Raw genomic sequence first — 25232 nt, 5'->3', positions numbered from 1 at the left:
GCGAGGAGGAACGGTGATGAAATCGGCAATCGTAACGGGCGGCGCACAGGGGATCGGCCGCGGGACCGTCCAGCATCTGCTCGATCAGGGATGGCGCGTCGGCATCTTCGACGCCGATGGCGAAGCGGTCGCCGAGATGCGCGAGCGTCTCCCCCAGGCGCCGCTCTTCGCACGCACCGTCGACGTCGGCGACGAAAGCGCCGTCGCCGATGCGGTCGCCGCCTGGCGCGGCTTCGCCGGCGACCGGCTCGATCTGCTCGTCAGCAACGCCGGCATCGCCGATCCCTATACCGGTCCGATCGAGGATCTCGCCCTCGAAACCTGGCGGAAGTGGCAGGACAGCCACCTCACCGGCGGCTTTCTGATGACGCGCGCCTGCGTCCCGCTGCTGCGGGCCGCGAAGGGCTCGATCGTGTTCATGGCATCGACGCGCGCGCTCCAGTCGGAGCCGCAGACCGAAGCCTATGCCGCCGCCAAGGGCGGGCTGTGTGCGCTCACCCACGCGCTCGCGATCAGCCTCGGTCCCGACATCCGCGTCAACGCGATCCTTCCCGGCTGGATCGAAACTCGCGACTGGCAGAAGGCAGGCGAGCGCCAGTCGGTCGAGCATCGTCCGATCGACTGCGAGCAGCATCCGGTCGGCCGGGTGGGCACGCCGCAGGACATCGCCGCCACGGTGGCGTTTCTCGCAAGCGAGGGCGCGGGTTTCATCACCGGACAGCAGTTCGTCGTCGACGGCGGCATGACCCGCAAGATGATTTACGCCGATTGAATGGAAGACATCCTCGCGTCCGATCTCGATGTGCTGATCGTCGGCTTCAATCCGGGCATCCGCTCGGGCGATACCGGCCACCACTATGCCGGGCGCGGCAATCAGTTCTGGCGGCTGCTCCACGCGAGCGGCCTGACGCCGCGGCTGCTGCGCCCCGACGAATGCCGCGCGCTGCTGGATCACGGCATCGGCTCGACCAACCTCGTCGCGCGCGCCACTGCCACCGCCGCCGAGCTCGGTCGCGCCGAGCTGCGCGCGGGCGTGCCCCGGCTGGCGGAGATCGTCGCGCGCTGCCGCCCTCGCGCGATCGGCTATACGGGCAAGGGCGTCTATCTCGCCGCCGCCGGGCGCGCCCGCGCCGATTGGGGGCTTCAGCGCGCCAGCCTCTTTCCGCCCGCGCGCGACGTCGTGCTTCCGTCGCCCAGCGGTCTCGCCCGGCTGCGGTTCGAGGAAAAGCTGCGCTGGTTCCGCGAACTCGCTGCGGCTGCCGAGCGGGCGGGGCCGTAGTTCCGCCGCATGGGCCCGCCGGCGTTTCCAGCCGGTCGCGGCCGGTGTAGGGTAGCGCGACAATGACGGTCGCTCTCGCCATCCTCCTGTCCGCGCTCGCGATGACGCTGATCGTCGGCGTGCGCTATCTGATCGCCAGCGGAGGCTTCGCGCTGGCCACGCGGCTGCGGCATCCGGGTCTCTACGCCGGGCTCGACGCGCAGGTGCGCCGCGAGATCGGCTGGTCGCTGGCGAGCGCGGCGATCTACGGGATCCCCGCCGGGGTCGTCGCCTGGGGATGGCAGAATCACGGCTGGACGCGGATCTACACCGATGTCTCCGCCTGGCCGCTCTGGTATCTGCCGCTGTCAGTGCTGCTCTATCTCTTCGCGCACGACAGCTGGTTCTACTGGACCCACCGCTGGATGCATCGGCCGAAGTGGTTCCGCATCGCCCATGCCGTGCACCACGCCAGCCGTCCGCCCACCGCCTGGGCGGCAATGAGCTTCCATCCGATCGAGGCGCTCACGGGGGCGGTGGTGATTCCGCTGCTGGTGTTCGTGATTCCGATCCATGTCGGCGCGCTGGGGCTGGTGCTGGCGATCATGACGGTTATGGGTGTGACCAATCACATGGGGTGGGAGATTTTCCCCCGGTTCATGTGGCGGGGGCCAGTGGGGGCCTGGCTGATCACGGCGAGCCATCATCAGCGCCATCACGAGCAATATGGGTGCAACTATGGGCTCTACTTCCGCTTCTGGGATCGGCTTTGCGGCACCGATAGGGGGACGGGCGACTTCGCGCGCGATCGCGCTGCTGCTCGCCGCCGCGCTGCTGCCCGCGATGGCGCCGCTGGAAGAGCCGTCGGCAAGCCTTGAGATCGAGTTTGCTGCGCTGCGCTCGGAACGCGGCGTGTTGCGCCTCTGCCTGACCCGCGATCCGGCGAGTTTTCCCGATTGTCACGACGATGCCGTCGCGATCACGCGCACGGTTCCGGCGACGGTGGCCAGCCTCCGGCTCGAGCGGCTCGCTCCCGGCGCCTATGCGCTTGCCGTGATCCACGACGAGAACGGCAATGCGCGGCTCGATACCTTTGCCGGCATCCCGCGTGAGGGCTTCGGCTTCTCGCAGAACCCGGCGGTTGGTTTCGGCCCGCCGCGTTTCGCCGCCGCACGCTTCTCGCTGCCGGCCGAGGGCGCGACTCAGCGGGTGCGGCTGCGCTATCTTCTCTGAGCCGCATCCCCGCGCGGACCCTATTGCCCCGAACCGCGTTTCGCACCCGCAACATTCTTCGCAGGAGTGACTTCGTGCCCCCAGCGCTTCGCCGTGCCGCCTTTCTCGTCGCGACCTTGTTCGCCACGCCCGTTCTGGCGCAGGATCGCAGCGCCGATGCCGGTGGCGATTTCGTCATGGCCGGAGCCGCCGGCGTGGTGCTTCCGCAATATGAAGGCTCGGGCGACACGTCGATCACGCCCGCGCCGGGTGCGATCGGCCGCGTCTCGGGATTTGCCTTCCAGTTCATCGGCAATCGGCTGAGCGTCGATCTGGTCCGCGACAGCGGCGGCCCCGGCTGGGACATTCAGGCCGGACCCTCGCTCGTGCTCGATTTCAATCGCACCAGCGCGGATTCGATCGACGACCCGCGCGTTGCGGCGCTTCCGGAGCGCAATACCGGCATCGAACTCGGCGGCTATGTCGGCGTCGCGCGCGTCGGCGTTGTCACCAGCGACTATGACCGGCTTTCGGTCACGCTCAGCTATCGCTACGACGTCAACGGCGCGCACGAAAGCGGCATTCTCTCGCCATCGGTCAGCTACATGACTCCGCTAAGCCGCAAGGCAGCGGTCGCGGTGTTCGCCTCGGCCGAGCGCGCCGAAAACGGCTATGCCGATGCCTATTTCAGCGTCACCCCCGCCGATGCGGCGGCCAGCGGCCTGCCCGCCTATGATGCCGATGGCGGGTGGAAGAACTGGGGCATCGGCGCGGGCACTGCCGTCTCGCTCACCGGCGATCTCACCGGCGGGCTCCAGCTCGTCGCGGGCGGCATGTATCGCCGCCTGGTCAACGATTTCGCCGACAGTCCGGTCACGCGCACGGGGTCGCGTGACCAGTGGATGGGCGCAATCGGCCTCGCCTACTCCTTCTGACTCTCCGGCGCCGTCGCGCCCTCGGCGGCCGCGATCAGCGCCTGGAGCGCCGCCATATGGCTCGCGAACGCCTTGCGCCCCGCGCGGGTGAAGGCCGCCCAGGTGCGCTGGCGCCCGTCCATCTTCGCCTTCTTGAGCGTGACATAGCCCGCCTCGCTCAGCGCCGAGAGATGCTTGGACAGCACGCTGTCGCTCACCTCCAGTACCTCGCGCAGCGTCGCGAACTCGACTTCGTCGGCGCGTGCGAGCATCGCCGCGATCTGCAGCCGCGCAGGCGCGTGCAGCGCCGGATCGACCTGCGGGGCGCGGCTCACCGGGCTGCTCCCGAGGCCAGCTCGGCCCGGTACAGCCGCTCCCACCACAGGCTCGCGGCGGTGCAGCCGGCCCAGACGACCGCCGCGATCGCCAGCACGCGCGGATCGACGCCTTCCGCGTCGCGCAGCGCCAGCGCGCCGATAACCCCCGCGAGCACCAGGATCACCGCGATCGCCAGCGCCGGCCAGGTCCGCCGTCCTTGCAGCCCGGAAACGAACATGCCGTGGCGCTTCTTGTCGTCGAGGATCAGCACTGCGGTGAGGGCGCATCCCGCGCCCATTGCGGCGATTCCGACCGGATGGCCCGTGCCGATCCCGCCGACGATCAGCGCCTCGCACAGGCCGAACATCGCATGGCGGCGGAACGGCCAGCGCATGCGGGTGGCCATTCGCTGGTCGGTCTGCTGCACCTGGGCAAGTGCGGCGCGGGCTTCCTCGGGACTCATGGCTTGGCTCCTCGTTTTCCAATATGGAAAGTCATAGCGCGGGTCTTTCCACTTTGGCAAGTCAAAACTTTCCACTGTGGAAAGCGAATTCGTGCCCTGTCGCCGTCGCCGCGAAGCTGTTACACAGGCGCTATCCCCGGGGGACCGCTGCAACGGCGGTTGAGAGGCAGGCACGAGCCTGCGACCCGCAGAACCTGATCCGGTTGACACCGGCGTAGGGAGGGAGCGGCGTTCGCCTCGCGAAATCCGTGTCCCTCCGCATGAGGAGCGATACGATGGCCGACAACCCCGCATTCCCCGAGCTCAAGGTCACCACCGGCGCGATCCGCGGCAGCCGCAAGGTGCACGTCGGTCCGCTGAAGGTCGCGATGCGCGAGATCGATCTCGAGCCTTCGTCGGGCGAGCCGCCGCTGCGCGTCTATGATCCCTCGGGCCCCTATACCGACTCGAACGCGCGGATCGACATCATGGCCGGCCTGCCCGAGCTGCGGCGCGACTGGATTCGCGGTCGCGGCGACGTCGAGGAAGTCGACCAGCGCGAGGTGCGGCCGGAGGACAATGGCCAGCTCGGCCCCGATCGCTCGGGCGGGGTCCAGCCGTTCCCGAACGTGCGCAAGACGGTGCTGCGCGCGAAACCGGGGATGAACGTCAGCCAGATGCACTATGCCCGTCGCGGCATCGTCACGCCCGAGATGGAATATGTCGCGATCCGCGAGAATCTGGGCCGCGACGCGATGCACGCCGCCGCCACCCGCGACGGCGAGAGCTTCGGCGCCGCGATCCCCGATCATGTCACGCCCGAATTCGTCCGCGACGAAGTCGCGCGCGGCCGCGCGATCATCCCCAGCAACATCAACCACCCCGAGTCCGAGCCGATGGCGATCGGCCGCAACTTCCTGGTCAAGATCAACGCCAATATCGGCAACAGCGCCGTCGCCTCCGACGTGGCGAGCGAAGTCGACAAGATGGTCTGGGCCACGCGCTGGGGCGCCGACACGGTGATGGACCTCTCCACCGGCCGCAACATCCACGACACGCGCGAATGGATCCTGCGCAACAGCCCCGTGCCGATCGGCACTGTCCCCATCTACCAGGCGCTCGAGAAAGTCGGCGGCATCGCCGAGGATCTGACCTGGGAGATCTTCCGCGACACTTTGGTCGAGCAGGCCGAACAGGGCGTCGATTATTTCACCATCCACGCCGGCGTCCGCCTGCCCTATGTCCCGCTCACCGCGAAGCGCGTCACCGGCATCGTCAGCCGCGGCGGCAGCATCATGGCGAAATGGTGCCTCGCGCATCACAAGGAGAGCTTCCTCTACGAACGGTTCGAGGAAATCTGCGAGCTGATGAAGGCCTATGACGTCGCCTTCTCGCTGGGCGACGGTCTGCGCCCCGGCAGCATCGCCGACGCCAATGACGAGGCGCAGTTCGCCGAGCTCTACACGCTGGGCGAACTGACGAAGAAGGCGTGGGAGCACGACGTTCAGGTGATGATTGAGGGCCCCGGCCATGTGCCGATGCACAAGATCAAGGAGAATATGGACAAGCAGCTGGAGGCATGCGGCGAGGCGCCCTTCTACACGCTCGGGCCGCTCACCACCGACATCGCGCCGGGCTACGACCATATCACCAGCGGCATCGGCGCCGCGATGATCGGTTGGTACGGCACGGCGATGCTCTGCTACGTCACGCCCAAGGAGCATCTCGGCCTGCCCGACCGCGACGATGTGAAGGTGGGCGTGGTGACCTACAAGCTCGCCGCCCACGCCGCCGATCTCGCCAAGGGCCACCCCGCCGCCAAGCTGCGCGACGACGCGCTAAGCCGCGCCCGCTTCGAATTCCGCTGGCGCGACCAGTTCAACCTGTCGCTCGATCCCGACACGGCGGAACAGTACCACGACCAGACGCTGCCGGCCGAAGGCGCCAAGACCGCGCATTTCTGCTCGATGTGCGGCCCGAAATTCTGCTCGATGAAGATCACGCAGGAAGTTCGAGAATTTGCTGCGGGACGCGCAGCAAATAGCGGCCATCCGGGGGATGGACGCGATCTCGAACTCGGGACTTTCGCCGCGAAGCAGAATCAGGGCGCCGAGGGTTTCCTCGCCGCCAATCCTCCCCGGAACGGAGTGTCAGGTGAGATTGCCCCCGGCAATCTCAGCGCATCCCGGGGGGATGCGCGACCTGACACTGGGGACCATGCGCAGCATGGTGGAGGGGGCTCAGCCCAGAGCGATCCGGCCGATGCCGAAGCGGGGATGGAGCAGATGAGCAAGGTGTTCAAGGAAGCCGGCAGCGAACTCTATATGGGTGCTGGCGGGCGGGAGCATGATTGAGCATCTATCGCACGCAAGCTCAAGCGACCGTCGCCACCTTCAGAAGCTAAGCGACGGCTGCTTGATTTCGTCGAGCCGTATCATCGCAACAAGCAACCACTGGTTCTGAGTGCCGAATTCGGCGTTGCGTCGCTTATGCGTGCTGAAACCCAGCGCCAGCCCAGCGCGCATGTACTCGTCCTCATACTTTCCGCGGAGGGACCTCAGAGCCTCAACGCGCCCGTATGCCCGCTCAAAGCGACTAAAGGCAGCTGCCGTTTCCCAGTCATCACATTCATGAGTTCGCTCCTTGCCATCCTGATCTCTCCATTTCGCAATGAAGCGCATCGGACAAGGAGTTAGCGGCCTGGCGGTCGAGTCAAACATTGAAAGCTGGTTAGCCAGCTCTCCGTGCTTTACTGTCTCACGCATGATTTCCAGAGCGGACTTTTCTTTTGCCTCTAAGGCAAACGTCTTGGGTCTTATTAGAGTCAGAGATTCTCTCTTACCATCCGCTTCTGCGAAAGAGGCGCGGATCAATGGATCGAGGAACGACGCTCGCTCCCCCTTTTTGATCTCACCAATGAGCTCAAGGCTTTCTGGAATGACCTTCTGGCTTTCTGTCCGAGGGTCCTCTTTTGACCTAGTGAACTTATACCGGATCCAATTCCAGCGCTTGAACTTCTGCGTGTCGGATAAAATCCTAAACGGTACAGGATACTGCCTGCGCCACTTTTGATCCCTGCCAACCCCGGCGCAGCAGACCGTTTCATAGTACTTACTAGATCGATGCGGCTGCGCCTTGATCAATATGAAGCACTCGTCGATCTGCGCCGCCATTGCCTGCCCCCAAGGCCACACCCCAATGTGTGGCCTTTACACCTAAGCGAATCTCAAGGTTCTCGGCAACGATCTTCCTGTGGCATTCTCTCTGATCGCGCTCAAAGCACATCAAGCATATGTGCTTCTCTGCGGCGAGCTTCTCAAGTTGGCCTAAAGCCTCTTGCGCGCGGGTTCCTTTCATTACGCCGTTAAATATTTGCAGAAACAACGTCATATTTCCGGAACGGGCGGCCTCTCTGCCGCTCTTGGGGTCGCCCAGTTGGGGAAGGTGCAGATACTCAATTCCTGCGGACTTCAGTGCTTCCGCTAGAGACTTCTTTGAAAAGCCCGGGCGCCGAGACTGTGCTCGTTCCCTAACGTCGACCAAGAGTTCAACTCCGGCAAGTTGTAGAGTTGCTATGAAATCGGAGAGCGTTGAGCGCTCATAGCCAATGGTAGCCAGCATGCTTCCCTCACGCGTGGGCGTATCCGCGCACGTCAACAAATAGATACGTGTGGAGTCGGAATGTGGTGCAAATGAGTCGCTTCAATAATGATACCGGCACTGCGCCACCTGCAGCACCTGATACTCACCACTCCCCCCCCTGCGATAGGATTCCGGGGACACAATACCAACCTCACCCCACCCCCCGATCGCCGCCGCCGCGCTTCCGCGCACCCCTTCCCCCGGGCCCGCATCTCGGGCTAGGCCGCGCCGATGGCCGATCTCTATCTCAAGAAGCTCGAATCCGAACGCCGCCAGCTCTGGGCGGCCTGTCGCCTCAAGGGGCTGGCAAAGGATACGCCCGAGCGGCAGCGGATCGCCGCGCTCGACGAGGCGATCGCCGCGCATAAGGCGCGCAAGCCCGGCTGAGCGCTGCGGCGCGCCCCGCTGATCCGATCGCGCCCTCGCGCGTTTGCCCCGGCATGACGCACCCTCCCGCCACAGCCACAGCCACCGCCACAGCCACCGCCACCGCCCCCCTCGCCGTCCCGCAAACCGCGCATGCCGTGCTCAAGGCCGGCCGGTTCCGCGCCTCGGCCAGGGTCCGGATCACGCCGCTCGGCCTGGTCGCGATCGGCGGCCTCGTCTCGGCCATCCTGCTCTCGGTCCCGCCGATCGTCCGCGCCGCCGGCGATGTTGCGGCAAAGCGGCCGCGCGGCTGACGGGCCGCCGCCCTGCGCGCTTTACCCTCCCGCCGTTGCGCCGTCCGCCGCATCTTGCCCAAAGGGGGATCGCGGGGCGCCCCGCGCCCTGCCGCGCCTTGCCGCGCCTGATGGATGCCGATCGGCCACACCTCGGGCCGTTTCGGTCCTACACCGCCCGTCCGCCGCTGTCCTACACGCGCGCTTTCTGCTTCATCCTGCGGGATGACGCATGGCAGATCCCCGATTCCGCCCGAACCGGCCTCGGACCGCGAACCCTTCGCCGCCGGCTTCGATCCCGTCCCCACGCCGCGCCGCACGATGGCTGGAGCGCCGAGAAACAGGTCGAATTCATCGAGGCGCTGGCCGCCTCGGGCTGCGTCGATCACGCCGCGCGCGCGGTCGGCATGCACGCCAGCTCGGCTTATCGCCTGCGCGCCCGGCCGGACGCCACGTCGTTCCGGGCGGCGTGGGAACATGCGCTCGAATATGCCGTCCAGCGGCTCGCCGAAGCCACGCTCTCGCGCGCGATCCACGGCGTGGCGCGTCCGGTCTTCTATCAGGGCGAGATCATCGGCGAACGGCGCTATTATGACGAGCGGCTCGCGATGTTCATCCTGCGCATGCGCGATCCCGTCCGCTACGGCGCCTGGATCGACGGCTATGTCGCCGCGCGTGCGCCCGATGCCGAGGCACAGGGCTTCGCGCGCGCCGCCAGTCGCCTGGCGGACGATGCCTGGGCCGACGAACTCGGCGCCCCCCGGCCCCGCACGCCGGTCGGCTTTCCCGAACGCTTCCACCGCAGCGAGGAGCAGCTGCACGCCGAGCGCGTCGCCTATGACGAGATGCTCGCGCGGCAGCGGCGCAGCGAGCCCCCGATGTGGGATCCCCAGTTCCGCGCCGATTACCGTCGCGCCAATCCCAGCATATGGCGGGGGGAGGAGGAGGACGAAGAAGGGGGGACGTAGCGTCGCATTCGCTGCATTCGGGTATCAGGGTGCCACAAGCGGCGCCCGATCCGCGCCGGATGCAGCGCGGCTGAAACCTCGCGGCGGGCCCGCGGGTTCGATCGGGTATGACTTCAGCCGACACGCCTTCTCCCGCCGCCGACGATACGCCGCTCGACCACGCGCTCGCCGCCGCCGGTCCGATCACGCCCGATCGCAGCGCCGAGGCGCGGCGGCATCCGGGCCTGCTGCTCGCCGCCGTGCTCGCAGCGGTCGCGGTGCTGCTGATCGCGGTGCTCGGCGCCACGCTCGCGCGCGGTGTGCAGTTCGAGTTCGATCGCGCGGTGCTGCTCGCGCTGCGCCACGGCGGTGCGCCGGGCGTGCCGGTGGGGCCCGGCTGGTTCGAACAGGCGATGCTCGACATCACTGCGCTGGGCGGCGGAACGGTGCTCACGCTCGTCACGCTCGCCGCGATCGGCTGGCTGCTGCTGCGCCGTCATGTGCTCACCGCCGCGCTGCTCGCGGCCGGGGTCGTCAGCGGCTCGCTGGCGATCGCCGCGGCCAAGTCGATCGTGGGCCGGGTGCGCCCCGAATTCGTCGACCATCTGGTCGAGGCCGGATCGGCGAGCTTCCCCAGCGGCCATTCGGGCAACAGCGCGATCGTCTATGCCACGCTCGCGCTGCTCCTCGCCCAGATCACCGCGGGGCGGCGCGAGCGGCTGTATCTGGCGGGCGGCGCGCTGCTGCTGGTGCTGTTGATCGGGTTCAGCCGCATGTATCTCGGGGTGCATTTCCCCAGCGACGTGCTGGCGGGGTGGAGCTTCGGGCTGCTCTGGGCGCTCGGCTGGTGGGCGCTCGGCGGCTGGCTGCGCGATCGCGCCGGTCGCCGCCGCGCGGCGGCGCCATGAGCGCCGCGCCGAATTTTGGCCGCGCGCCAATGGCGGCGGAGCGCCGGCGCGGCGGGAACCGCCCCGGCTCGCGCTCGTTCCCGGCGCCATGAAGAGGATCCTCGCCGCGAGCGCACTCGCGCTCAGCTTCGCCGCCTGCTCGCCCGCTCCGGAAGAGAGTGCTGCGGGGGCCCCGAACGCCATGGTGACTGCGGAAATCGGCGCGGCCGACGGCAGCGACGCCACTGCCAACGCGGCCGCGCCCGCCGCGGGCGACCCCGTGCTGACTCTCGAGGGGCTGGGCGCGCTGCGCATCGGCCAGCCGGTCCCCACCGATTCCAGCTGGGCCGTCGGCGGCGCACAGGAGGCGGATGCGTGCGCCGCCATCCGCTCGCCCGACTATCCCGGCGTCTATGCGATCGTCGAACGGGGCGCGGTTCGCCGCATCACCGTGGCCGAGGGATCCGACGTGAAGCTGATCGAGGGGATCGGCGTCGGCGCGAGCGAATCGGCGGTGCGCGCCGATTTCGCCGGCTTCCGCGAAGAGCCGCACAAATATGTCGCGGCGCCCGCCAAATATCTCACCGCGCCGAATGCCGACAGCGGCGATCCGGCGCTGCGCTTCGAGATTGGAGAGCGCGGCACCGTCACTGCGATCCACATCGGCACGATGCCCGTGCTCGGCTATGTCGAGGGGTGCGGCTGATCCGTCGGCTGCGCGGGGCCGGCGCTGCGGCGTCGAGTCAGGCCGCCGCGCTGCGCCGCTCGGTGCGACCGCCGCCGCAGCGCGCCGCCTTCGCCGCGTACAGGCGCATGTCCGCGGCGTGCAGCAGCGCGCCCATCGCCGCGCCGTCGCGGTCGCTCGTCGCGGTGCCGAGGCTGCATCCAACGTGCAGTGCCGTTCCGTCATACGCGATCGGCAGCGCCAGTGCGGCGCCGAGCGCTTCTATCTCGTGCCGCGCCTGGCTTGCTGCGCCGTCGGCGAACAGCAGCGCGAATTCGTCGCCGCCCAGCCGCGCTACCGACAGCGCGCTCGGCGCCAGCGCGGTCATCCGCCGCGCGATCTCGATCAGCACGGCGTCGCCCGCGGCATGGCCGTGCGTGTCGTTCACCGGCTTGAAACCGTCGAGATCGCCCAGCGCCACGATCACCGACGCGCCGGCATCGAGTTGCGCCTCCAGCTTGCGGTCGAACGCCAGCCGGTTGTCGAGCCCGGTGAGCGCGTCGGCTTCGGCCATCCGCTCCAGCCGCGCCTCCAGCGCCAGCGTGGCGATCGTTTCGCGGAACTTAGCGAGCACCACGCCCGCCTGCATCAGCGCAACCAGGGCCAGCATCGCGGCCATCGCACGCAGCGATCCATAGTCGTAGGAAGCAAGCTTGACGATGATCGGCGCCAGCGTGGCGGCCATCGCCGCGATCGCCGCGCCGGGCACGCTCAACAGGCAGGTCGCGGCGACGATCGCCGAAATGCCGATGAATACCGGCGCGGTCATGCAATAATATTGCTCGGTCTCGGTGAAGGCGTTGACGCACCAGAAGCCCGCGACCAGCCCCAGCGCTCCGGCGAGCGCAGCGGCGCGGCGGTGCTGGCGGCGCGCCGCTTCCGCGCTGACGGGTCGCTTTGCGATCCGGCTCGCGGCGAGCACGGCCAGACAGGCGCCGACGATGATCACCGGTGGCGCCGCCTGTTGCCACCAGGGCAGGTCGCCCAGCACGGCATAGGCCATCGCCAGCGCGTTCGCGGCGATCAGCAGGCACATCAGCGGGAGGAATGCGTGCAGCCGCTCGCTTTGTTGCAGCGCCAGCCGGTCGGCGATCGCGGCAGGCACGCGGGGAATCAGGCGCCGCTCCGCACGCGGCCAACGCGCGTGCGGCTTCTGCGTCTTCCCCTTGGCGGCCGTTGTGATGTTCATCGCTCCCTCGTGCCGAGGTAGGCCGCAGGACGTTAAGATCGGATCAATGCTCGCGCATCGCTGTCGAGCGCCCCACCCACCGCTGATGCGGCAGGCCACGCCCGAGATCGAGGCAGGTGCGGGGGATCTCCGACAGCGCATCGCTTTCCGAAGGCGTGGAGCGATCCGGCGGGTTTCGCGTTCGCCACTCCATGCGCTCGATCTTTGCCCCCGTCGCCCTTCTCGCGCTTGCCGCCGCCTGTTCGGAAGCGCCTCCGCCCGCTGCGGAGGATGATCCGACCGCGCATGAGCCGATGGCGAACGAAGTCGCGGAAGTGCCGGTGCCCGCGGTCGATCCCGAGGTGCCGGTCACCGCATGGGAACTTCGCTCGGGCAATGGCGCGGCGATGCTCGCGCTAACGTCGGACACAGGCACGCCGACGGCGACGCTGATCTGCGCAGCGAGCGGGGGCACCGACCGGCTTCGTATCAACGTGCCCGGCTTCGAACCTATCGGAAGTGAGGAGCAGATGAACTTCGGAGCCGGAGAAACGGTCGTCGCGCTGGTCGCAGATCCCGGCGGCGATGCGCAGCGCGGCGGCGTGACCGGCGCGGGGCCGCTGCCGTCCGAGTTCGCGGCGATCGTGGGCAACCCCGAAGGGATCGGGATCGTCTATGGCGCGCAACAGGTCGGCCCGCTTCCGGCGGTGCCGGCCAATCTGGCCCGCACCTTCGTCGACGCCTGCCGGGAGTAGCGCGCAGCGGCTGCTCGCGGCACAAGCACGGGGAAGGGGGAATTCGCCATGCACATCAGCCATGATCCGGGCGCGCCGGCCGCAGTGGAGATCGGTTTCGACAGCTTTCTGGCAGTCGATATCCGCGTCGGCACGATCATCGAGGCGCTGCCCTTTCCCGAGGCACGCAAGCCCGCGTATCGGCTGCGCATCGATTTCGGCCCCACCATAGGCATCAAGCGCTCGTCAGCCCAGATCACCGAACGATATGCGCTCGACGAGCTGCCGGGCATGCAGGTGGCGGCAGTCGTCAATTTCCCGCCGCGCCAGATCGGGCCCGCGCTTTCCGAAGTCCTGACGCTGGGCTTCCCCGATGCGGAGGGGAAGGTGGTGCTGGTCCGCCCGACAATGCCGGTGCCGAACGGTGGACGATTGTTCTGATCGGCGGGGCCGGCTCAGGCCGGGACGGCGGTAACCAGATAGTCGAGCGAAGTGTCGCTCCCCAGAGTGAAGCCGCGGCCCGGCGAAAAGCTCAGCCCGCTCAGGTCGGTCACGCGCATGCCGGCATCGGCGAGCAGCGCTTCCGTCTCCTCGGGAGTGACGAACCGGTTCCAGTCGTGGGTGCCGCGGGGAATGGCGCCGCTGCCTTCGCCCAATGTGATCAAGGCGATTCGCGAAAGCGGCGTCCGATTGGGAGTCGAAAGGACAAGGAGGCCACCCTCGGCAACGGCGCCGGCCAGTCCGCGCACGAACGCCGCGGGGTCGGCGACGTGCTCGAGCACTTCCATCGACGTGACGAGATCGAACCGCGCGCCTGCGATCGCTTCGATGCCGCCGTTGCGATACTCGATCTTCAGCCCCGATGCGGCGGCATGCGCGCGGGCCGCGCCGATATTCTCCGGCGCGGCATCCACTCCCGTCACTGCGGCGCCCAGCCGGGCGAGCGGCTCGGCCAGCAGCCCGGCGCCGCAGCCGACGTCGAGCACGCGCTTGCCCGCCAGCGGCGCGAAGCCGCTGCGGTCGCCATGCCAGTGGCCGTCGATCGCCGCGCGCAGATAGGCGAGCCTGGGCGGATTGAGCCGGTGGAGCATCGCCGAGGAGCCCCGGGGATTCCACCAATCGGCCGCCAGCCTGCCGAAATGTTCCGCTTCGCGGGGGTCAATCGTTGCACTTGTTGCGTTCGCCATCGCCCGCTCCTATCAGGACCGCCCATCTCTCCCAAGCTCCGGGATCAGGCAAGTTTCCATGGCGCGCATCGTGATGAAGTTCGGCGGCACCTCGATGGCCGGCATCGAGCGCATCCGCAATGTCGCCGCTCGGGTGAAACACGAGTGGGACCAGGGCAATGAAGTCGCCGTCGTCGTTTCCGCCATGGCGGGCGAGACCGACCGGCTGGTGAATTTCTGCCGTGAGGCGAGCTCGCTCTACGATCCGCGCGAATATGACGTGGTCGTGTCGAGCGGCGAGCAGGTGACGAGCGGGCTGCTCGCTATCGCGCTTCAGGCGATCGGGGTGCCCGCACGCAGCTGGCTCGGCTGGCAGCTGCCGATCCGCACGTCGGACGGCCATGCCTCGGCGCGGATCGCCGACATCCAAACCGATACGCTGCTCGCTTCGATGGCGCAGCGCGAAGTCGCGGTGATCCCTGGCTTTCAGGGCATCGCTGCGGGCGAGCGCGTGACCACGCTGGGCCGCGGCGGATCGGATACGTCTGCTGTGGCGATGGCGGCGGCGATGAAGGCCGATCGCTGCGACATCTACACCGACGTGGACGGCGTCTACACCACCGATCCGCGGATCGTGCCGAGGGCGCGCAAGCTCAAGCGCGTGACCTATGAGGAAATGCTCGAGCTCGCCAGCGTCGGCGCGAAGGTGCTGCAGACTCGCTCGGTGGGGCTCGCGATGAAAGAAGGCGTGCGCGTCCAGGTGCTGTCGTCGTTCACCGATCCGGACGGCGACCCGGTGCCCGGTACGTTGATCGTCGGCGAAGAGGAACTCGACATGGAACGCCAGCTCATCACCGGCATCGCTCACGACAAGAACGAGGCGAAGATCACGCTCACCGAAGTGCCCGACCGGCCCGGCGCGGTGGCGGCGATCTTCGGCCCGCTTGCCGAAGCGAACATCAACGTCGACATGATCGTCCAGAATGTCGCGCACAGCGGCGGCTCGACCGACGTGACCTTCACCGTGCCCAAGGCCGAACTGGCGCGCGCGCTCGACGTGCTCGACAAGGCGCGGCCCGAGATCGGCTATGCCAAGCTGATGCACGATGTGCGGGTGAGCAAGATTTCGGTCGTGGGCGTCGGCATGCGCAGTCATGCGGGCGTCGCCGCCACGATGTTCCAGACGCTCGGCGAGCGCGGGATCAACATTCAGGCGATCACCACGTCCGAGATCAAGGTCTCGGTGCTGGTAGAGGAGGATTATACCGAGCTGGCGGTGCGCGTCCTCCACACTGCCTATGGGCTCGACGCGCCTGACGAAGCGGCCTGATTGGGGACGGATCGCGAGCGGCTGCGCTCGAGCCGGTTTCGCATCACGGCCAGCGTTTCGGCGCTGAGATGATGCTCTACGCCCTCCGCATCGATTTCCGCCGTGGCGAGCGGCACGCCGATGTCGACCAGGAACGCCACCACCAGATCGTGCCGCGCCTTTGAACGGCCGGCCATCTCTGCTCCGGCCGGCGTCAGAAAGATCGAGCGATAAGGCTCGGTGTCGATCAGCCCGTCTCGTTTGAGCCGCATCAGCGTCTTGGTCACCGTCGCCGCGCTCACTCCCAGCCGCTCGGCGAGATCCGCCGCCCGCGCCTCGCCCTTCGCGGCGATCAGATCGGCGATCAGCTCGACATAATCCTCCTGGACTTCGGTTCGATGCGCCTCGCGGACACGCGCGAAGCGTTGCGCCTGTGCGGCGGCATCGGGAAGCGCATTTTTCATTTCATCGCTGCCGGTTCATGGATATAAGTTAGCCTCGGCTCATTTTATTGCACAGTGCTGACGCAGGGGGTGCGCATGGAAGAACCGTCGGACGCGCCCGGCTGGCGCCGCCGCTCGCTGCCGAGCCTGCCCGAAGTGTTTCGGACGGTCTCCGTCCCCAACGGGGGACGTTTCTGGCGCAAGTTCGGTGCATTCGCGGGCCCCGGCTATCTGGTCGCCGTGGGATACATGGATCCGGGCAACTGGGCCACCGACATCGCGGGCGGCTCGCAGTTCGGCTATACGCTGCTATCGGTCATCCTGCTGTCCAACATCATGGCGATCCTGCTCCAGGCGCTTGCCGCCAAGCTTGGGATCGTCACCGGGCGCGATCTCGCGCAAGCATGCCGCGATCACTACAGCCGCCCGGTCGGCTTCGTGCTGTGGATCGCGTGCGAGCTCGCGATCATTGCCTGCGATCTTGCCGAAGTGATCGGCACCGCGATCGCGCTCAACCTGTTGTTCGGCATTCCCATCGTGTGGGGCGTCTGCCTTACCGCGCTCGACGTGATGCTGATCCTCTTCCTGCAGCATCGCGGCTTCCGCTGGCTCGAAGCGTTCATCGTGGCGCTGCTGATCGTGATCGCCGTGTGCTTCGCGTTCGAGCTGGCGCTTTCGCAGCCAGAGATCGGCGCGATTCTCGGTGGTTTCGTGCCTTCGCCCGAAGTCGTGACGAACCCGGCGATGCTCTACATTGCGATCGGCATCCTGGGAGCGACGGTGATGCCGCACAACCTCTATCTCCACTCGTCGATCGTTCAGACGCGTGCCTTCGAGCGCACGCCGCGCGGCCGGCGTGAAGCGATCCGGTTTGCGACGATCGACAGCAGTGTCGCGCTGATGCTGGCATTGTTCATCAACGCCGCGATCCTGATCCTCGCGGCCTCGGCCTTTCACACCGCCGGCCGCACCGACGTGGCCGAGATCCAGGACGCCTATGCCTTGCTGGCGCCGACTCTGGGGGTTGCGGCGGCGAGCACCTTGTTCGCCGTGGCGCTGCTCGCCTCGGGCCAGAATTCCACCATCACTGCCACGCTGGCCGGGCAGATCGTGATGGAGGGCTTTCTCGAGATCCGCATCGCGCCATGGCTGCGGCGGATGATCACGCGGCTGCTCGCAATCATCCCGGCGGTGGTGGTCGCGGTGCTCTATGGCGAAAGCGGCACGGCGCAGCTGCTCGTGCTCAGCCAGGTCATCCTCAGCATGCAACTGCCCTTCGCAGTGATCCCGCTGGTGCGTTTCACCAGCGATCGCACGAAGATGGGCGAGTTCGTCAATCCGCGCTGGCTGATCCTGGCCGCCTGGGCAATCGCCGCGATCATCGTCGCGCTCAACGTCAAGCTGCTCGTGGACGTCGCGGCCGGCGGCGGGCTCTAGTCGCCGATCAGGTGCAGCGCGAGTTCGCGCCGGTGCGGCGCCGCGCGATGCTCGAACAGATAGATCCCCTGCCAGGTCCCCAGCACGGGACGCGCCGACGCGACCGGGATCGACAGGCTGGTCGCCGTCAGCGCCGATCGAAGATGCGCCGGCATGTCGTCGGGGCCTTCGTCGTCGTGCTCATAGCCGGAGCTTTCAGGCGCGATGCGGGCGAAATAGCGCTCGAGATCGCGGCGCGCGGCAGGCGCGGCATTCTCCTGGATCAGTAGCGAGGCGGAGGTGTGGCGGACGAACAGCGTCAGCAACCCCGTTTCGATCCGGGTCGACGCGACCCAGTCGAGCACCGCGCGCGTACATTCGTGCAGCCCCTGTCCCGGAGTATCGATCGTAAGCGTCGTCTGGGCCTGTCGCATCGGCGCGAGCTTGCCTGAACCGGGCGAGCGCGGCTAGGCCCCATCTATGAACGACACCTCCTCGATCGGCGCCGAGCGCCTGTCCCGGCGCATGGCGCGCGGCTGCGAATTCCTGGGTACGGAGGTCGCGATCCTCGGCGGCGCGATGTCCTGGGTCTCGGAGCGCAATCTGGTCTCCGCGATCTCGAACGCCGGCGGGTTCGGCGTGATCGCGTGCGGCGCGATGACTCCCGAACTGCTCGACGCCGAGATTGCCGGCACCCGTGCGCTCACCGACAAGCCATTCGGCGTGAACCTCATCACCATGCACCCGCAGCTGTTCGATCTGATCGACGTCTGCGCGAAGCACGAGGTCGGCCATGTCGTGCTGGCGGGCGGCTTGCCGCCGTCGGGCAGCGTCGATGCGATCAAGGCCAAGGGCGCGAGGCTGATCTGCTTCGCTCCGGCGCTCAGTCTCGCCAAGAAGCTCGTTCGCTCCGGCGTCGACGCGCTCGTGGTCGAGGGGATGGAGGCGGGCGGCCATATCGGTCCCGTGTCGACGAGCGTGCTGGCGCAGGAGATCCTGCCCGAGATGGCGAGCCAGGTGCCGGTGTTCGTCGCCGGCGGCATCGGCCGCGGCGAGGCGATCGCCGGCTATCTCGACATGGGCGCCGCGGGCGTGCAGCTCGGCACGCGATTCGTCTGCGCGAACGAGAGCATCGCCCACGCCAATTTCAAGCGCGCGTTCATTCGTGCCTCGGCGCGCGATGCGGTGGCCAGTGTTCAGATCGATCCGCGGCTGCCGGTGATTCCGGTCCGCGCGCTCAAGAACGCGGGCGGCGAGCTGTTCACCGCAAAGCAGCGCGAGGTCGCTCAGGCGCTCGACGAAGGCAGGGTGGCGATGGCCGAGGCCCAGCTTCAGATCGAGCATTATTGGGCAGGCGCGCTGCGCCGCGCGGTGATCGACGGCGATGTCGAGCACGGCAGCGTGATGGCGGGCCAGTCGGTCGGCATGGTGACCAAGGAGGAGCCGGTCGCCGACATCATCGGCACGCTGATGGCCGAGGCGGCGCAGGCGCTCGAAAAGCGCGCCGCCTGACGCGACCGATCAGTCGACGTCGAGTGTGGTCGTGCCGCCGCAGTAGCTGACGCGGGTAAAGACCCGCTCCGGAGCGCCTCCGAAAAACTCGACGCGAAGGTCGCTGCTGCACCGGCAATCTGCCCGGCTCATCGCCATCCGCACCGATTGGCCCGGCAGCAGGGCAACATCGCCCAGCTTGTCGAAGTTCTGCCACTCGGCGTCGCCTGGACTGCGCTCGTGCACGCGGTACACGATCGATTGCGTAAGGTTCCGCAGAGTGATCCAGCGGCTGATTTGGTCGCTACAGCTGCTGCCCGCATTCTGCGGCTGCGGGGCCGGCTGTGCCCCGCCCAGCACTGCCGCCGCTGACAGGCTACCGGCCACCTTCGCCCATGCACGTGTCATCACGTCCTCCTCGTATCGCCGGCAATCCGTCGGCTCATTTAACGACGCGCTAACGCTTTTGCGCAAGAGGACGGATAGCCGGGGGGCGCGAAAAGGATTGTCGATGTTGCGCCCGCCCTTGCTCTACGCGCTTGCCGCCGTCGCCCTGCTGAGTGGCTGCGCTCCGCGTGCAGCCGCACCGGAGCCGGCCGCAGCGCTCCCGCCGACGCCGCCCGCGCCGCCACAACCGCCGCCGGGCGGAATGGCAGACCAGCCGCCGCTTCCCACGCCCAACCGCGGCCTCTCGCCCGCCGCCACGCTGTGGCACTTGCGCGCCGGCCTCAACGTCGCAGCGCTGCAGTGCACGCAGGCGGACGGCATCGTGCCGGCATACAACCGGCTGCTGTCGGTTCATTCGCGCGCGCTCGCCCGTGCGCATGAAGCCGTCGTCGACGAGCATGCGAATCAGCTCGCCTATGATCGCGCGATGACCGGGCTGTACAATTACTTCGCCCAGCCGACCGGTCGCGACGGCTTCTGCGGAACGGCGGAAGAGATTGCAGTGGCCGCCGCCGCGACCGACACGGCTGCGCTTCCGGGCTTCGCGGCCACGGCGCTTGCGGATCTCGATCGTTCGTTCACTGCATATCACGCCGCCTGGACGGATTATCGTGCGCGCCTCGTCGCCTGGCGCGCCAGCGGGAGTGGAATCCCGCGCATCGCCTATGATCCGGCCGTGTTCCTGGCTTCCGATACCGTGATCGCGCCGGCGGAGTGAGGCAGCGGTGGCAACGCCGCTGCGCAAGCCGCTTGGCGCAGGCCGCGGCAATCTGGTAGCGCCATAGAATGCCCGTCTCGGCCGCCGCCTCCGCTCGCGAGATCCTGACCCGTCTCCACGACGTGATGGCGTCGCGCGCGGCCGCGCAGGCGAAGCTCAATTCGGTCGTCAACATCATCGGCGAAGCGCTCGATAGTGAGGTCTGCTCGATCTATCTGCTGCGCGAGGGCGTGCTCGAGCTGTTCGCGACGCGCGGCCTGCACCAGGACGCGGTTCACGTCACGAAGCTGGCGCTCGGCGAAGGTCTCGTCGGCACCATCGCGGCGAATGTCGAGACGCTGAACCTCGACGAGGCGGCCTCGCATCCCGACTTCGCCTACCGGCCCGAAACCGGCGAAGAAGCCTATCACAGCTTCGCCGGCGTCCCGATCATCCGCAAGGAGCGCGCTGTCGGTGTGCTGGCGGTCCAGCATGCCGATCCGCGCCGCTATGCCGATGTCGAGATCGAGGCGCTGCAGACCGTCGCCATGGTGCTTTCCGAGTTGATCGCGAATGCCGGGCTGATCGATCCGGCCGGGGCGACCTCCGCGCGGCCGCAATCGACAGCGGCGATCCGAATCCCCGGCTTCAAGCTGGTCGAGGGGATGGCGCGCGGAATCGCCGTCTATCACCAGCCGCGGATCACGATCGAGCATACGGTTGCCGAGGATACCGAGGCCGAGCGCCATCGCGTCTATGCCGCGTTCGACAAGATGCGCGAGCAGATCGACCGGATGACCAGCCAGGCCGAGTTCGGCACCGGCGGCGAGCATGAGGAGGTCATCGAGACCTACAAGATGTTCGCCTATGACGAAGGCTGGTCGCGCCGCATCAACGAGGCGATCGACAGCGGCCTCACGGCCGAGGCCGCGATCGAGCGTGTTCAGCAGCGCACGCGGATGCGCATGCGCGAGATTTCCGATCCGCTGCTTCAGGATCGCATGCACGATCTGGAGGATTTGTCGAACCGCCTGCTGCGGATCGTCTCGGGCCAGCTCGGCACGGCCGCGCAGCTCGGGCTGCGGCAGGATGCGATCCTGATCGCGCGCAATCTCGGCCCTGCCGAGCTGCTCGAATACGACCGGCGGCGGCTGAAGGGCGTGGTGCTGGAGGAGGGGTCGCTCACTGCCCATGTCACCATCGTCGCGCGGGCGATGGGCGTGCCCGTTCTGGGGCGCGTCCGCGACGTGCGCCGCCTGATCGCCGAAGGCGATCTGCTGTTGCTCGACGTGAGCGAGGAAAGCCTCTTCATCCGCCCGAGCGCGCCGATGGAAGAGGCGTTCGAGGCGAAGCTGCTCGTCACCCAGAAGCGGCGCGCCGCCTTCGCCCGGCTGAAGGCCGAGCCGCCGGTCACCAGGGACGGCCACCGCCTCCAGCTGATGGTGAACGCGGGGCTGCGCGATGACGTATCGGCGCTCGATCTCACCGGCGCCGACGGCATCGGCCTGTTCCGCACCGAATTTCAGTTCCTCGTGTCGGCGACGCTGCCGCAGCGCGAACGCCAACTGCGGCTCTATCGCGACGTCCTCGACGCCGCCGGCGAGCGTCCGGTGATCTTCCGCACCGTCGACATCGGCGGCGACAAGGCGCTGCCCTATCTCAACCACGACGACGGCGACGAAGAGAATCCCGCGATGGGCTGGCGCGCGCTGCGGCTGGCGCTCGAGCGCGACGGGCTGATGAAGGCCCAGGCGCGCGCGCTGCTCGAAGCGGCGGCGGGGCGAACGCTGAACGTCATGTTCCCGATGGTGTCCGAGCCGTGGGAGTTCGAGCAGGCGCGCGCGCTGTTCGAGGCGCAGCGGGCCTGGCTGAGCGCGCGCGGGCGCAAGCTGCCGAACGAAGTGCGCTATGGTGCCATGCTCGAAGTCCCGGCGCTGGCCGAAGTGCTGGATTTGCTGCTGCCCCGGCTCGATTTCCTGTCGATCGGGACCAACGATCTCACTCAGTTTCTCTTCGCCGCGGATCGTGCGCACCCGAAGCTCGCGCTGCGCTATGATTGGCTGAGCCCCTCGATCCTGCGCTTCCTGAAGCGGATCGTCGATCAGGCTACGCCGGCCGGAGTGCCGGTGGCCGTGTGCGGCGAAATGGGAGGGCGGCCGCTGGAGGCGATGGCGCTGATCGGGATCGGTATCGAGCGGCTGTCGATCACGCCGGCGGCGGTCGGGCCGGTGAAGGCGATGATCCGCTCGGTCGATCGTGCGGCGCTCCGGACGCACATGGCGGCATGCCTCGCCGAGCCGCGCGCGCCGCTGCGCAGCAGCCTGAGCGCCTGGGCAGCGGAGAACTCCGTCGAACTGGCTTGATTCAGGGACAAATTAGCCGGTTGCGGCGTTGACACTGCACCTCGGCTGAGAGACACCGATCGACAGGGCGGGATCTCAGTCAAACCGCAACGTTTCGCGCGGAGAACAGAATGGACGGCGAACCCGCCGCAGACGCAACGCTGTTTCCAACCACGGTGGGTGAAAAGCTCCGCGCGGCCAGGGAGGCGCAGGGGCTGGCGCTTGCCGACATCGCCGCGCGCACGCGCATCCCGCAACGGCATCTCGAGGCGATCGAGAAGGGCAATTATTCGGGGCTCCCGTCGCCCACCTATGCGATGGGCTTTGCCAAGGCCTATGCCCGCGCCGTGAACGCCGACGAAGTGGCGATCGCGCGAGACCTGCGCAAGGAACTCGACGCGACGTACGATCGTGCTCCGGCGACCGTTCCCTATGAGATGGAAGATCCCACGCGCACGCCGTCCGGCGGTCTCGTGTGGGCTGGCGTCCTGGTCGCGGTGCTCGTGCTGCTGGGCGTCGTCCTTTTCTATACCACCAGCCTCTTCCGGGGTGGCGAAGCGCCGCCGCCGCAGGAGACGCTGGCGCTGCCCACCGGCGGCGTGGCGACCGACCCCGACGCGGTTTTGCCGACGCCTACGCCCACGCCGATCCCGGCGGCCGGCGGGCAAGTGGGGCTGACTGCGATCGACACCGTCTGGCTGCGCGTCACCGATGCGCAGGGCGAGCGGCTGTTCGAGAAGGAGATGCAGCCCGGCGAGCGGTACGATATTCCGATGACCGCCGAAGCTCCGCGCGTGCGAACCGGCCGCGCCGACCAGCTGCGCGTCACGATTAACGGCGCCGATGCGGGGCTCCTCGGCCCGGCGCAGGAAACCGTCGATCTGGAAGTCACGACGCAGGCGATCCGCGCCCGACAGGCGGGCGAGGGGGCGCAAGCGGCTCCTTAAGGCTGGCGACAGGTGCGCCATGTCAGCTATAGGCTTGATCGTGCGCCACCCAGGGGTGTTTCAATGCGAATTTTGATGGCTGCCGCCGTCGTTCTGGCGGCGTTTGGATCGATGGGCACCGCTCAGGCGCAAAGCGCGATCGAAAGCCGGGTCGATCGGCTCGAGCGCGAGATGCGTGCAGTGCAGCGCCGGGTGTTTCCGGGCGGAGCCGGCCAGTATTTCGAGCCTCAGATCACCGAGCCCGCGCAGAGCACGACTGCTCCCGGGCTTCCGGCGTCCAGCCCGATCACCGATCTCACCCAGCGCGTGACTGCGCTTGAAAGCCAGATCACCACACTCACCGGGCAGGTCGAGCAGGCGCAGTATCGCCTGCGCCAGATCGAGGATCAGATGGCCGCGGGGCAGCGTGCGCTGCAGGCGCGGCTCGACGCGCTCGAAGCGCGTACGGCCGAGCCCGCACCGGTGGCGGCCGCTCCGCGCAACGACGCCGCGCCCACAGCTTCGACTGCCGCACGCTCGGCAACGCCGCGCCCGAATGCCGAGCGTCGCGCGTGGATCGACGCGGTCGAGCGGCCCAGCAGCGGCGACGCGGCCGAGGATGCCTATGTCTATGGCTATCGCCTGTGGCAGGCGGAGCTCTATCCCGAGGCGCGCGAACAGCTTTCGACCGTCGCCGAGCGCCATCCGCACCATCGCCGCGCAAGCTGGGCGCGCAATCTGCTCGGCCGTGTGTTCCTCGACGAAGGCGCGCCTGCCGCGGCGGCCGAGGCTTTTCTCACAAATTATCAGCGCGATCCGGATGGGGAGCGGGCTCCGGATAGCCTTTTCTTCCTCGCTCAGGCGCTTCGTCAACTGAACAAGCCCTCGGCCGAAATCTGCCGAGTCTATGACGAGCTGCTCGAGGTTTACGGCGATCGTATCTCCGATCAGATGCGCACGCAGGTCGCCGATGGCCGCAGGGCCTCCCGCTGCCGCTGAGCTCCGGCGGCCGCCGCCGGCCGAGGCCGTCGCCCGCCTGCGGCGTGACGTCGAATCGCTGACGGGAGAGGCGCCGTCGAACGCGCATCGGCTCGGTCTTGCGGTGTCCGGCGGCGGCGACAGTATGGCGCTGCTGCTGCTGGCGCATGCGGCTTTTCCGGGCGGAGTGACGGTCGCGACCGTCGATCACGGATTGCGCGCCGAGGCTGCCTGCGAGGCGGCGCTGGTGGCCTCTCTCTGCGCTGCGCTTGGCGTGCCGCATGTGGTGCTCGGGCCACCGGGCGATCGCATCGGCTCGGCCGGGGTTCAGGAGCAGGCGCGCGCCTTGCGGTATCGGATGCTCGGCGCGTGGGCCGCCGATACACAAGCGCCATGGGTGGCGACCGCGCATCAGCGCGACGACGTCGCGGAGAGTTTCCTGCTGCGCGCCCGCCGCGGATCGGGAGTGGGCGGGCTCGCCGCGATGCCGCGCATGCGGCGCATTACCGGCGGCGATCGACAGTCGCCGCTCCTCATCCGCCCGCTGCTTGGCTGGAGCCGCGCGGAACTCGAGGGGATCGTCGCCTGCGCAGGAGCGCCGAGCGTTGCCGACCCGAGCAACATCGATCCCGCCTATGACCGCAGCCGCATCCGTGCGCTGCTCGCCGCGACGCCGGAGCTGACGCCGGGGCGGCTCGCACGGGCGGCGGAGAATCTGAGGCACGCCGAGGATGCGCTTCAGTGGCTGCTCGATCGCGAGCTGCCGCAGCGGTTCGCTGCCGAGAGCGAACCGGGGCCGGGCGGACCGGCTGCGATTCTGGACGTGGCAAACCTGCCCTATGAGCTGCGGCGACGCCTCGTTCATAGGGCGATCGACCATGTACGGCACGAGAATGGCCGGGGCGGGCCGTGGCACGAACAGGGGCTCGATCGGCTGACCGAGTCGCTCGGGCGGGGCGAGCCGGGCACCCTGGCCGATGTGCTGGCGCGGCCGGAGGGGGATCGCTGGCGCTTCACCCTTGCTCCGCCGCGCCGATCACACTGATCGGCGTAATCCGCGCTCCGTTCCATTGCCATTAACCCCCGCGCGCTTATCTATCGGGGGTTGAAAG

Annotated in this window: 30 protein-coding genes and 1 riboswitch; of the genes, 21 read left to right on the top strand and 9 right to left on the bottom strand. The window is 68.0% G+C overall.

Features of this window, described 5'->3' with window-relative positions:
• The first annotated feature begins 16 nt into the window (after positions 1-16).
• The 5 genes from H7V21_RS08830 to H7V21_RS08810 all read left to right on the top strand — a co-directional run bounded on the left by H7V21_RS08830 (position 17) and on the right by H7V21_RS08810 (position 3405).
• The gene (locus H7V21_RS08830; RefSeq protein ID WP_188053155.1) at positions 17-772 is read left to right on the top strand and encodes an SDR family oxidoreductase; all 756 of its coding nucleotides are present in this window, start codon (positions 17-19) and stop codon (positions 770-772) included.
• Positions 773-1279, top strand: a complete 507-nt coding sequence (locus tag H7V21_RS08825) for a mismatch-specific DNA-glycosylase (RefSeq protein WP_188053154.1) — start codon at positions 773-775, stop codon at positions 1277-1279. It abuts the gene before it with no gap.
• A gap of 62 nt (positions 1280-1341) precedes the next feature.
• Positions 1342-2136, top strand: a complete 795-nt coding sequence (locus H7V21_RS08820) for a sterol desaturase family protein (protein WP_188053153.1) — start codon at positions 1342-1344, stop codon at positions 2134-2136.
• Positions 2102-2491 (top strand): DUF2141 domain-containing protein, encoded by a 390-nt coding sequence (locus H7V21_RS08815; protein ID WP_188053152.1) that lies wholly within the window; start codon positions 2102-2104, stop codon positions 2489-2491. The genes H7V21_RS08820 and H7V21_RS08815 overlap by 35 nt, the downstream gene beginning before the upstream one ends.
• Positions 2492-2565: 74 nt before the next feature.
• On the top strand, positions 2566-3405 hold the full coding sequence (locus H7V21_RS08810) for a MipA/OmpV family protein (RefSeq protein WP_262503786.1): 840 nt from the start codon (positions 2566-2568) through the stop codon (positions 3403-3405).
• On the opposite strand, the gene H7V21_RS15860 is transcribed toward H7V21_RS08810, so the two are convergent.
• On the bottom strand, positions 3393-3719 hold the full coding sequence (locus tag H7V21_RS15860; RefSeq protein WP_188053151.1) for a transcriptional regulator: 327 nt from the start codon (positions 3717-3719) through the stop codon (positions 3393-3395). The genes H7V21_RS08810 and H7V21_RS15860 overlap by 13 nt on opposite strands.
• Positions 3716-4165, bottom strand: coding sequence for a hypothetical protein (locus H7V21_RS15855; RefSeq protein ID WP_188053150.1), 450 nt, complete (start codon positions 4163-4165; stop codon positions 3716-3718). Before H7V21_RS15855 ends, H7V21_RS15860 begins: the two co-directional genes overlap by 4 nt.
• Positions 4166-4292: 127 nt before the next feature.
• Positions 4293-4403: riboswitch (TPP riboswitch) on the top strand.
• Between the two features lie 37 nt (positions 4404-4440).
• On the opposite strand from H7V21_RS15855, the gene thiC reads away from it, so the two are divergent.
• Positions 4441-6498 (top strand): phosphomethylpyrimidine synthase ThiC, encoded by a 2058-nt coding sequence (gene thiC / locus H7V21_RS08795; protein WP_188053149.1) that lies wholly within the window; start codon positions 4441-4443, stop codon positions 6496-6498.
• A 39-nt stretch (positions 6499-6537) separates the two neighbouring features.
• Here the strand turns inward: thiC and H7V21_RS08790 are convergent, their stop codons facing one another.
• Both H7V21_RS08790 and H7V21_RS08785 read right to left on the bottom strand, forming a co-directional pair.
• Positions 6538-7317, bottom strand: coding sequence for a hypothetical protein (locus tag H7V21_RS08790; protein WP_188053148.1), 780 nt, complete (start codon positions 7315-7317; stop codon positions 6538-6540).
• Positions 7259-7765, bottom strand: a complete 507-nt coding sequence (locus H7V21_RS08785) for a DUF488 family protein (RefSeq protein WP_188053147.1) — start codon at positions 7763-7765, stop codon at positions 7259-7261. The genes H7V21_RS08790 and H7V21_RS08785 overlap by 59 nt, the downstream gene beginning before the upstream one ends.
• A 252-nt stretch (positions 7766-8017) precedes the next feature.
• Between H7V21_RS08785 and H7V21_RS08780 the strand changes: the two genes are divergently transcribed.
• The 5 genes from H7V21_RS08780 (at position 8018) to H7V21_RS08760 (ending at position 10985) form a co-directional block, all read left to right on the top strand.
• Positions 8018-8173, top strand: coding sequence for a hypothetical protein (locus H7V21_RS08780; protein WP_188053146.1), 156 nt, complete (start codon positions 8018-8020; stop codon positions 8171-8173).
• Positions 8174-8226: 53 nt separating this feature from the next.
• Entirely contained in the window at positions 8227-8466 is a 240-nt protein-coding gene (locus H7V21_RS08775) for a hypothetical protein (protein WP_188053145.1), read from the top strand.
• Between the two features lie 110 nt (positions 8467-8576).
• Positions 8577-9413 carry a hypothetical protein gene (locus tag H7V21_RS08770; protein ID WP_188053144.1) on the top strand — a complete coding sequence of 279 codons (837 nt, stop codon included), beginning with the start codon at positions 8577-8579 and terminating at the stop codon, positions 9411-9413.
• Positions 9414-9520: 107 nt separating this feature from the next.
• Positions 9521-10300, top strand: coding sequence for a phosphatase PAP2 family protein (locus H7V21_RS08765; protein WP_262503785.1), 780 nt, complete (start codon positions 9521-9523; stop codon positions 10298-10300).
• Between the two features lie 88 nt (positions 10301-10388).
• Positions 10389-10985, top strand: coding sequence for a hypothetical protein (locus tag H7V21_RS08760; RefSeq protein ID WP_188053143.1), 597 nt, complete (start codon positions 10389-10391; stop codon positions 10983-10985).
• Positions 10986-11022: 37 nt separating this feature from the next.
• Here H7V21_RS08760 and H7V21_RS08755 read toward each other — a convergent pair whose 3' ends face one another.
• Positions 11023-12192 (bottom strand): sensor domain-containing diguanylate cyclase, encoded by a 1170-nt coding sequence (locus H7V21_RS08755; RefSeq protein WP_188053142.1) that lies wholly within the window; start codon positions 12190-12192, stop codon positions 11023-11025.
• A gap of 191 nt (positions 12193-12383) precedes the next feature.
• Here H7V21_RS08755 and H7V21_RS08750 point away from each other — a divergent pair, with 191 nt between their 5' ends.
• Positions 12384-12926: a hypothetical protein gene (locus H7V21_RS08750; protein WP_188053141.1), complete on the top strand. Its 543-nt coding sequence runs from the start codon at positions 12384-12386 to the stop codon at positions 12924-12926.
• A 48-nt stretch (positions 12927-12974) separates the two neighbouring features.
• Positions 12975-13346, top strand: a complete 372-nt coding sequence (locus H7V21_RS08745; RefSeq protein ID WP_188053140.1) for a tRNA-binding protein — start codon at positions 12975-12977, stop codon at positions 13344-13346.
• A gap of 14 nt (positions 13347-13360) precedes the next feature.
• Here H7V21_RS08745 and ubiG read toward each other — a convergent pair whose 3' ends face one another.
• Positions 13361-14092 carry a bifunctional 2-polyprenyl-6-hydroxyphenol methylase/3-demethylubiquinol 3-O-methyltransferase UbiG gene (ubiG, locus tag H7V21_RS08740; RefSeq protein WP_188053139.1) on the bottom strand — a complete coding sequence of 244 codons (732 nt, stop codon included), beginning with the start codon at positions 14090-14092 and terminating at the stop codon, positions 13361-13363.
• A 58-nt stretch (positions 14093-14150) separates the two neighbouring features.
• On the opposite strand from ubiG, the gene H7V21_RS08735 reads away from it, so the two are divergent.
• Positions 14151-15401, top strand: a complete 1251-nt coding sequence (locus tag H7V21_RS08735) for an aspartate kinase (protein ID WP_188053138.1) — start codon at positions 14151-14153, stop codon at positions 15399-15401.
• Here the strand turns inward: H7V21_RS08735 and mntR are convergent.
• Positions 15368-15844 (bottom strand): manganese-binding transcriptional regulator MntR, encoded by a 477-nt coding sequence (mntR, locus tag H7V21_RS08730; protein ID WP_188053137.1) that lies wholly within the window; start codon positions 15842-15844, stop codon positions 15368-15370. The two genes, H7V21_RS08735 and mntR, sit on opposite strands and share 34 nt — an antisense overlap.
• Before the next feature lie 75 nt (positions 15845-15919).
• Between mntR and H7V21_RS08725 the strand changes: the two genes are divergently transcribed.
• Complete coding sequence (locus tag H7V21_RS08725) at positions 15920-17260, top strand: Nramp family divalent metal transporter (protein WP_188053136.1); 1341 nt, start codon at positions 15920-15922, stop codon at positions 17258-17260.
• On the opposite strand, the gene H7V21_RS08720 is transcribed toward H7V21_RS08725, so the two are convergent.
• Positions 17257-17673 carry a secondary thiamine-phosphate synthase enzyme YjbQ gene (locus H7V21_RS08720; RefSeq protein WP_188053135.1) on the bottom strand — a complete coding sequence of 139 codons (417 nt, stop codon included), beginning with the start codon at positions 17671-17673 and terminating at the stop codon, positions 17257-17259. The two genes, H7V21_RS08725 and H7V21_RS08720, sit on opposite strands and share 4 nt — an antisense overlap.
• Positions 17674-17719: 46 nt before the next feature.
• Here H7V21_RS08720 and H7V21_RS08715 point away from each other — a divergent pair, with 46 nt between their 5' ends.
• The gene (locus tag H7V21_RS08715; RefSeq protein WP_188053134.1) at positions 17720-18751 is read left to right on the top strand and encodes an NAD(P)H-dependent flavin oxidoreductase; all 1032 of its coding nucleotides are present in this window, start codon (positions 17720-17722) and stop codon (positions 18749-18751) included.
• A gap of 9 nt (positions 18752-18760) precedes the next feature.
• Here H7V21_RS08715 and H7V21_RS08710 read toward each other — a convergent pair whose 3' ends face one another.
• Complete coding sequence (locus H7V21_RS08710; protein WP_188053133.1) at positions 18761-19138, bottom strand: hypothetical protein; 378 nt, start codon at positions 19136-19138, stop codon at positions 18761-18763.
• Positions 19139-19241: 103 nt separating this feature from the next.
• On the opposite strand from H7V21_RS08710, the gene H7V21_RS08705 reads away from it, so the two are divergent.
• The 5 genes from H7V21_RS08705 (at position 19242) to tilS (ending at position 25165) form a co-directional block, all read left to right on the top strand.
• Positions 19242-19895 carry a hypothetical protein gene (locus H7V21_RS08705; RefSeq protein ID WP_188053132.1) on the top strand — a complete coding sequence of 218 codons (654 nt, stop codon included), beginning with the start codon at positions 19242-19244 and terminating at the stop codon, positions 19893-19895.
• Between the two features lie 68 nt (positions 19896-19963).
• Complete coding sequence (ptsP, locus tag H7V21_RS08700; RefSeq protein ID WP_188053131.1) at positions 19964-22237, top strand: phosphoenolpyruvate--protein phosphotransferase; 2274 nt, start codon at positions 19964-19966, stop codon at positions 22235-22237.
• A gap of 110 nt (positions 22238-22347) precedes the next feature.
• A complete protein-coding gene (locus tag H7V21_RS08695; protein ID WP_188053130.1) occupies positions 22348-23163 on the top strand; it encodes a helix-turn-helix domain-containing protein in 816 nt (271 codons plus the stop codon).
• A gap of 75 nt (positions 23164-23238) precedes the next feature.
• Positions 23239-24141: a tetratricopeptide repeat protein gene (locus H7V21_RS08690; protein ID WP_262503784.1), complete on the top strand. Its 903-nt coding sequence runs from the start codon at positions 23239-23241 to the stop codon at positions 24139-24141.
• The gene (gene tilS / locus H7V21_RS08685; protein WP_188053128.1) at positions 24113-25165 is read left to right on the top strand and encodes a tRNA lysidine(34) synthetase TilS; all 1053 of its coding nucleotides are present in this window, start codon (positions 24113-24115) and stop codon (positions 25163-25165) included. The genes H7V21_RS08690 and tilS overlap by 29 nt, the downstream gene beginning before the upstream one ends.
• Positions 25166-25232 lie beyond the last annotated feature (67 nt).

The organism is Sphingosinithalassobacter sp. CS137 (genome assembly GCF_014334115.1).
Lineage (GTDB): Bacteria > Pseudomonadota > Alphaproteobacteria > Sphingomonadales > Sphingomonadaceae > Sphingomonas.
This window is presented reverse-complemented; position numbering and strand designations above follow the sequence as displayed.